At 63.8% G+C, this 7,916-nt stretch carries 6 protein-coding genes and 1 pseudogene; 4 read left to right on the top strand and 3 right to left on the bottom strand.

Annotated features, from left to right (window positions below):
• Nucleotides 1–1,089 (top strand): malate synthase (locus AC5RW2_RS39025; RefSeq protein ID WP_494075189.1); only part of this gene is annotated, 1,089 nt, incomplete at its 5' end.
• Between the two features lie 349 nt (nucleotides 1,090–1,438).
• The gene (locus AC5RW2_RS39020) at nucleotides 1,439–1,582 is read left to right on the top strand and encodes a hypothetical protein (RefSeq protein WP_494032899.1); all 144 of its coding nucleotides are present in this window, start codon (nucleotides 1,439–1,441) and stop codon (nucleotides 1,580–1,582) included.
• Nucleotides 1,583–2,039: 457 nt separating this feature from the next.
• Here AC5RW2_RS39020 and AC5RW2_RS39015 read toward each other — a convergent pair whose 3' ends face one another.
• From AC5RW2_RS39015 to AC5RW2_RS39005, 3 genes are all read right to left on the bottom strand, one after another.
• Nucleotides 2,040–3,533, bottom strand: a complete 1,494-nt coding sequence (locus tag AC5RW2_RS39015) for a CoA transferase (protein WP_494032898.1) — start codon at nucleotides 3,531–3,533, stop codon at nucleotides 2,040–2,042.
• A 125-nt stretch (nucleotides 3,534–3,658) separates the two neighbouring features.
• Entirely contained in the window at nucleotides 3,659–4,990 is a 1,332-nt protein-coding gene (locus AC5RW2_RS39010) for an MFS transporter (protein ID WP_494032897.1), read from the bottom strand.
• 168 nt (nucleotides 4,991–5,158) lie between these two features.
• Nucleotides 5,159–5,596 (bottom strand): MarR family winged helix-turn-helix transcriptional regulator, encoded by a 438-nt coding sequence (locus AC5RW2_RS39005; protein ID WP_494032896.1) that lies wholly within the window; start codon nucleotides 5,594–5,596, stop codon nucleotides 5,159–5,161.
• A gap of 230 nt (nucleotides 5,597–5,826) precedes the next feature.
• Here AC5RW2_RS39005 and AC5RW2_RS39000 point away from each other — a divergent pair, with 230 nt between their 5' ends.
• Together AC5RW2_RS39000 and AC5RW2_RS38995 are read left to right on the top strand one after the other, a co-directional pair.
• Complete coding sequence (locus tag AC5RW2_RS39000) at nucleotides 5,827–7,677, top strand: FAD-dependent oxidoreductase (protein ID WP_494032895.1); 1,851 nt, start codon at nucleotides 5,827–5,829, stop codon at nucleotides 7,675–7,677.
• A gap of 25 nt (nucleotides 7,678–7,702) precedes the next feature.
• Nucleotides 7,703–7,916: pseudogene (locus AC5RW2_RS38995) on the top strand (alpha/beta fold hydrolase); the annotation flags it as partial.

The raw sequence follows: 7,916 nt of genomic DNA, 5'->3' as shown, positions 1-7,916 counted from the left end.
GTCGAGATCGACGGGCAGCCGGCCATCGGCGCGCTGGTTGATTTCGGCCTGCACTTCTTCCACAACGCCCGGTTCCTCTTCGAGCGTGGCGACGGCCCGTTCTACTACCTGCCAAAGATCGAGAGCTACCTCGAGGCCCGGCTCTGGAACGATGTCTTCTCCTTCGCCGAGGACGAGCTGGGCCTGCCGCAGGGCTCGGTCCGCGCAACGGTGCTGATCGAGACCATTCCGGCGGCCTTCCAGATGGAAGAGATCCTGTACGAACTGCGTGAGCACGCCTCGGGCCTGAACGCCGGCCGCTGGGACTACCTGTTCAGCATCATCAAGTACTTCCGCGAGGCCGGCGACAGCTTCGTGATGCCGGACCGCGCCTCCGTGGCGATGACCGCTCCCTTCATGCGGGCCTACACCGAGCTGCTGCTTAAGACCTGCCACCGCCGCGGCGCCTTCGCCATGGGCGGCATGGCTGCCGTCATCCCGAACCGCCGCGAACCGGAAGTCACCGAGCAGGCCTTCGCCAAGGTCCGTGCCGACAAGACCCGCGAAGCAAACGACGGCTTCGACGGTTCCTGGGTGGCGCACCCGGACCTGGTAGACATCTGCCGCGAGGTCTTCGACGCAGTGCTCGGCGACAAGCCGAACCAGGTGGACCGCCTCCGCGAAGAGGTCCGGGTCGACGCCGCCCAGCTGCTGGATGTTTCCTCCGCCCAGGGCGAGGTCACCGAGGCCGGCCTGCGGGGCAACCTCTACGTCGCGATGGCCTACACCGCCGTCTGGCTCTCCGGTAACGGCGCCGTGGCCATCCACAACCTGATGGAAGACGCCGCCACCGCCGAGATTTCCCGGTCCCAGGTCTGGCAGCAGCTGCACAACAAGGTCACGCTGGCCGACACAGGCAACACCGTCACGCCCGAACTCGTGGAGCGGATCCTCGCCGAGGAGACGGACAAGCTGCGCAGCGAAATCAACGACGACGAGCGGTTCACCAGGTACTACGAGCCGGCCAGCAAGCTGATTGCGGACCTGACCATCGGCGGCGGGGACTTCGTGGAGTTCCTGACACTTCCGGCGTACGAGCTGATTTCTTGATACCGCCAGACCAGCCATAGGAGGCGAGGGCGTGCAGCGTCGGCGGCGCCCTCGCCTCACTTCGGCGGGCAGATAGGGATGCCCGAAGGGAGGGACCCCAAGTGCAAGCAGGGTGCAGGTTTCCCCGTCATGACTGCCGTCAATTCAGTCGTATTTGCTGTTATCGGCATTAGCCCTGGCTCATTGGTGCATTTACAGGCGTCCTGCCGCGATGGCGGAGGGCCGGGAAGTGCCGTGCGTACGACCGGCGCCCAGATTGGTAAGGGAGAGCCCTGGCAGCCTCGGGAATCAAGAACCTGACACACGTGTCTAAGGATTTGGGTCGTCCAGTGGCACGTATGGTCGATTCATGGATAAGGGCCAGGTCGGCGAGCTGGAAGGGCAAACCTCGATCAACGAGCTGCTTGACGAGCCGGTCGGCGTTGGGCACATCCAGATGGCCCTGCCGATCTATGTCCAGCTCCGGTCGGGAGAATTCCGACGTCTTTCCTGAAATCCCGTGTCCCGCATCTGCGCCGAAAATCGTGCCGGCGATGGCCCGCGTGGTGGTCGGTGGCCTGCTGGCGCTGCTGGCGACCTTCCTGATCGGCACCTGGCTGGGCGCCACCGGCGCCGTCTAGAGCACCGCGACGGACGCTGTCTGCGACGTAGACAGGACAGTCAGGGATTCGAGGCTGACTGCCCGGGATAGTCCTTAGAAAGCGGGTGTATTTCCCTCCATGAAAGGTCTCGCTGCGCCAGCAATCTCAGCAACACCGGTATCCACATCTGAGGCGGCCCGCCGGATGCTTCCGGACATATGCGCCGTTATCGGCGGTTGGCTCGTCCGATCGTTGCTAGTTCAGGGCGAGGGGAGTACCCGCGGCTCGGAATACGGGATGCTCTGCCAAGTGTCCCACCCGAGGTCGAATCGGGGCAGTACCAGCCGACCCTAACAGCGAGGTTTTAGGTCAGGAGAGCCAGCGTGCTGGGCTGGATCCCCGGGGAACGAGTGGGAAGGCGTAGTGACCGGGGGTGGCTGACATGTGGACTTGGTCGGTCACGCCTTGGTAGCGGCCATTTGGGGTGTCAGCGTGGAACACCTCGGGATCCAGGTATGCGTGGTCGCCGGTGGTGGCGCCGATGTCCGAGGCGTAGTCCTTGTCGAAGATACCGAGCTGTATCAGCCACAGTGAGAGACGGGCCAAAGAGAGATGGATGCGGTAGCTGCCGCCTTCGGTCGTTCTGCGTTTAAGCGTGGCCATGACAGCCATCGCGGCGAGCCACGACATGGCGTAGTCGTTGACGACAAAGATTTCCGTGAGTTCAGGTCTTTCCAGTGTCCCTTCGCGGGCCAGGATCCCCGTCGCGCCTCCGGCGTTCTGGTCGTATCCTATGCGGTCGCTCCAGGGGCCGGTGGGCCCGTAAAGCGACATCTCGACGTGGATGATGCCAGGGCGTACTGCAGCGAGCTCCTCGGCGCCAAGCCTGAAGTGGTTCAGGTAGCCCGGCCGGCGGTTTGCGAAGAACACGTCGGTGTCCCGAACCAGATCGAGCATGCGCGCCATCCCGTCCGGTTCCGCGAACTCGAGGGTTGAGGATCGCATGCCTACGCTTGAGGTGCTGTAGATGGAATCCATTTCGAAGTCGTAGGGTCTCCAGATATTCAGAACGTCCGCGCCATGGAAGGCCAGGGCCCGGCCCAGCCCGGCACCGGCAATGACATGCCCCAGGCCGAGTGCCCGGACACCGTCCAGGGGGGTTGTGGGATCTTCCGAGAACGGTTCGGGGTCGGAGTCTCCGATCTTCTCGATCTGTATAAGGGGCAGCTGTGAGAGGTGGCGGAATTGTTCGTGGTCGAGGAACTCTTCGGTGCTGCGTACGACGGTTGCCTGCAGGCCCTGCCGGTTGGCTTCCTCCTCGAGAGTGAAGGAGTCCCAGTTGCGCGTGACCGTGGCGATGGCTTCGTAGTTATCGGCGCATCCTAAGAATTCCAGGGCGCGGGTTTTCGCCTTGGGATAGATGTTGAGCAACTGGATCATTCGTCCGTCGCGGGTGGGATACATGAAGGATGGAAAGAAGGGGTTGGTCGGGTCGTGTCCATTGACTGGGGGATAGCCGTTGATCAGTTCCCACTTCTGATCGTAGAAGGGACACAGGCGGTGAGGAACGCGTCTCAGGTCAAGGGACAGGTCCTGGCCGATGCCGGTGCGGTGGCACCACAGGTCGGAGGCGGCAACGGACTTGGCCATGAGGGCCACCCCGCCCATGGTGGCCAGGGGCCAAGGGCTTTTCAGGATGGGGTCCTTGCCGGAAAAAGAGACCGTTCCGCCACAGGCCTGGACATCCAGACCCACCGCGGACAGAACGTCGGCCAGTTCACGTTCCGGGTCCAGCACATCATCGGAAGTGATCGGATGGGCAAGCGCGGTCCGGATCTTCTGTTCGAGGGTGGGTTCTGGCACGGCATTCTTCCTTGGTTCAGGGTCAGGAGTCGTAGACAGCCCGGCCCGGGGGGTATCTGCATTTGTTCTGGTGTCCATGAGCGCCGCACCGGGGGAATCCCCTGTGCGGCGCTCAGTGTGCGCCGCTATGAAGCTGTCACTTTGTCCTGGGTCTCGGCGTTGTAGCGTGCTTCCTTGCGCCCCCATCCGCCGGGGAGGAGGGACACGGAGATGACTGAAATCGCCGAAACCACAATCATGTACACCGCCACGGCGTCGGAGGAACCGTAGGTTGCGAACAGGGCGGTCGCGATGGTCGGCGCGAACGCGGGCCCGGCGAGGGTGCCAAGCGTGTAGCCCACCGATGCTCCCGTGTATCGCACTTCCCGGGAGAAGACCATGGACAACAGGGAACCGGTGACACCGGCGGCGGGGGGCATGGCAATGCCGAAGAGGAGGATGACCGCCGTGGTGAAACCCCATGCGGTCCCGGTGTTGATCAGCATGAAGGCAGGCCAGGTTGCCACGCCCATGGCGAGGGCACCGATGAGGTACATGGTCTTGCGGCCGTAGGTGTCCGACAAGGCTCCGAAGACCGGATACAGCACTGTGGCGATGATGGCCGCGACGAAAACGCCCATCAGGGCTGTGCTCTTGTCCAGGTCGACGACATTGGAAGCGTAGTTCACCAGGTAACTCATGGTGATGTACGCGTAGACGCCTTGGGAGAGGTAGGTACCGGCGATCAGGAAGATCTCCTTGGGGTGGCGCTTGAACGCCTCCTTAATCGGCAGCTTGACGAGTTCGTCCTGGGAACGGGCGGCGGCGAACGCCGGGGATTCGGACACGGAGAGACGGATGATCAGGCCGACTGCCACCAGAACGGCGCTGACCAGGAACGGAAGCCGCCAGCCCCAGGAGAGGAAGGCTTCTTCGGGCAGCTGCGCTACGGCCAGGAACGCGACCGTTGCCAGAGCGGTGCCGGCGGGAGCCCCGGTCTGCGGGAAGGCGCCGTAGAAACCACGCTTTCCCTTGGGGGCATGTTCGACGGCCATCAGCGTGGCGCCGCCCCATTCACCGCCGACCATGAAGCCTTGGAACATCCTCAGTACGGTCAGCAGAATCGGCGCTGCCAAACCGATTTGCGCGTAGCCGGGCAACATGCCCATGAGCATCGTTGCCAGGCCCATCCCGACGAGGGAGATGATGAGCATCTTCTTTCGTCCTACTCGGTCACCAAAGTGGCCAAAGACGATGCCGCCCAAGGGGCGGGCCAGGAAACCGACACCGAAGGTGGCAAAGGAGAGCAGCGTTCCCATCAGGGGGGTGGCCTCGGGGAAGAACAGTCGGGGAAAGACCAGCGCGGCAGCGGTGCCGTAGATGAAGAAGTCGTAGTACTCGATGGTCGTGCCGATGAAGCTGGCCATGGCGACCTTGAAGGGGCCGGCCTTCTTTGCGGAAAGCGTGGTGGTGGACACGGGGCGTACTCCAGTGTGAGGGCGGGCAATAGGCACCGAAGGCATCAGCCGTCGGGATCGAAGGCTCTCCCGTGAGCTGGAGCGCTATGGCGCGTGATGAGTCTCACACAGTTTTTGTTAACTGGCAAATTAGCCGGCGAACAATGTTTCTTCCCCGCGGTGGGATCGCTAGGTTGCCGGCGGCTGCGGAACCTCCTTCTCCACGACGGAGATGAATTCCCGCAGGCTTTCTGTCAGCTGGATGATGTGCCGGGGCCCGAGCTGTCCCAGCAGGTCCTGCTCGTAGCGGGAGATGGATTCCAGGATGGGCTCGAATATGGCAAGGGCCTTCTCGGTCGGGGTGATAAGCGATCCCCTGCGGTCCCGGGGATTCTCGGCCCGTTCGATTAGGCCTTCTGCTGTCATCTTTTTCAGGCGCTTTGTGGTCCCGGGGGCGGAAACCAGGGACTGGGAGGTGATCTCGGTGGGGGTGAGCGGCTTGCCGCTGCGGACCAGCACGGAGAGGATGTCGAAGTCCGCCCGGGTCAGACCGTGCCGCGCCAAAACCTCATCACTGCCGGACTGGATCGCGTGCGCGAGGACGCGGATCCGACCCGTGATCGACATGGGAGAGGTATCCAAGTCAGGAAGAATGCCGCGCCACTGGTTCTGGACCACGTCAATTGAGTCGTCTTTGGGATGCAATTTTGTTCACCGGCTAACTAAGTCTATGCTGTTATGTGTCGAGCCTCACGTTACTGCGCGTGCTGCGCCACGTATCAAGTTATGGGTTCCGAAGCCCCCGGTGACAATCGCCGCGTCAGGCGGGGGCGTCTTCTCAGGAGAAGGAAAAACAAATGACAGAGAACTTCACGGCCATCAACGGCGCGGCCGACCGCTTGGACGAGGCGACCGGGCCCGGCGCCTTCGACACCGATGTCCTCGTCGTCGGTACCGGCCCCATGGGGGCGACCACGGCACTGGCCCTCGCAACCTATGGCGTCCGTACCACAATGATCTCCCAATGGTCCTGGCTGGCGAACACTCCCCGCGCACACATCACGAACCAGCGCGCGGTGGAGGTCCTGCGCGACCTCGGCATCGAAGAGGAAGTGAAGAAGTACGCCGTGCCCTGGGATCAAATGGGCGACACGCTCTTCACCACCTCGCTGACCGGCCCGGAAATCGCCCGGATGCGCGCGTGGGGCACAGGGGACGACCGGCTGGGAGACTACATCCAGGCCAGCCCGTGCACGATGCTCGATGTCCCCCAGACCTACATGGAGCCGTTGCTGGTAAAGAACGCCGCAGAGCGCGGCGCGAAGGTCGCTTTCTCCACGAAATATCTGGGCCATTCCCAGGACAGCGAGGGCGTGACGGTCCGCCTGCTGAACCGCACCTCCGATCAGGAGTACTCCATTCGGGCGCGCTACCTCGTGGGCGCCGACGGGGCGAAGAGCCAGATCGCCGAGGAGATCGGTCTGGAGTTCGTCGGGCACACTGCCCGTGCCGGCACCGCCTACGTCCGCTTCCGCGCTGACCTTTCCCGCTACGTCGCCCACCGCCCGAGCATTCTGCACTGGATCATGAACCCCGCCGCGAACTTCGGCGAGATCGGCATGGGCCTGCTGCGCGCGGTACGGCCCTGGGACGAGTGGATCGCCGGGTGGGGCTTCGATATTTCCGCCGGAGAACCCGACCTTTCCCACGCCCGGGTGGTCGAGCAGATCCGCACGCTCGTGGGCGACCCGGACCTGGAACCGGAGATTGAAGGCGTCTCCACCTGGTACGTCAACCAGCAGCACGCACTGACCATGTCTCAGGGCCGGGTGTTCTGCGGCGGAGACGCAACACACCGGCACCCGCCGAGCAGCGGGCTGGGCTCCAATACCTGCATTCAGGATGCGTTCAACCTCGCGTGGAAACTGGCATACGTCATCCAAGGCCATGCCGGTTCCGGGCTCCTGGAGTCCTACTCGCCCGAACGGGCACCGGTAGGACAACAGATCGTGGCCCGGGCCAACCAGTCCCGTCTCGACTACGCACCCCTGCGGGAATGCTTCGACACGACCGACCCCGACGGCGGCGAACCGTCCGTTGAGCACGGCCTCGCCCGGCTGCGGGCCGCCACACCGGAGGGCGTGGAGCTGCGCGCCCGGGTAGCTGAGGCACTGGAACTTAAAAACCACGAGTTCAACGCCCAAGGCGTGGAGCTGAACCAGCGGTACGCCAGCACCGCCGTCGTACCTGACCCTGAGGCCGGACCCGAAACGTTCGCCCGCGACATCGAACTGTACGTACAACCCACCACACGCCCCGGTGCAAAGATTCCGCATGCCTGGCTCGTCGGGGCAGACGGGCACCGTGTGTCCACCCTGGATGTCACCGGCCAGGGCAGGTTCACGCTGGTCACCGGACTCGCGGGGCAGGCGTGGAAGGAAGCCGCCGAACGGCTCGGACTCGGCTTCCTCGACACCATCGTGGTCGGCGAGACCGGCCATGAGGACCCCTACGCCGCATGGGCCAAGGTCCGCGAGATCCATGAGGCCGGCGCCCTGCTGGTCCGCCCCGACGGCTATATCGCCTGGCGCCACAGCTCCCCGGTGTGGGAGGTCGCCCAAGCCGAGAACCAGATCCGCACCGCCCTGCACACCATCCTGGCAACAGAGCCCGCTCCCAGCCGGGATCCAGAACCCATTTACGCGTAATATCACGGCCTTCCCAAGGAGAATCATGAAGACAGTTGCAATCCCCGATTACACGACCGATGCCTTCTTCGGCCTCGAGGACAAGTGGCTCGAGACCGCCGAGGGCGAACTGACCCACTACCACGAGCTGGGCGAGGGCACCCCGATCCTGTTCCTGCACGGCTCCGGCACGGGTGTGACCGCCGCGGCGAACTGGTGGCTGAACCTGCCGCAGATCGCCGAGCAGGGCCGCTGCATCG

Source organism: Arthrobacter sp. B0316-1-20 (genome assembly GCF_059091865.1).
Note: the sequence above shows the minus strand (reverse complement) of the source record. Positions and strands in the feature narration are given on the sequence as shown.

Coding starts and splice junctions, on each gene's coding strand:
- AC5RW2_RS39020 (WP_494032899.1), top strand. CDS start 1,439: ATGGATAAGGGCCAGGTCGGCGAGCTGGAAGGGCAAACCTCGATCAAC.
- AC5RW2_RS39005 (WP_494032896.1), bottom strand. CDS start 5,596: ATGTCGATCACGGGTCGGATCCGCGTCCTCGCGCACGCGATCCAGTCC.
- AC5RW2_RS39000 (WP_494032895.1), top strand. CDS start 5,827: ATGACAGAGAACTTCACGGCCATCAACGGCGCGGCCGACCGCTTGGAC.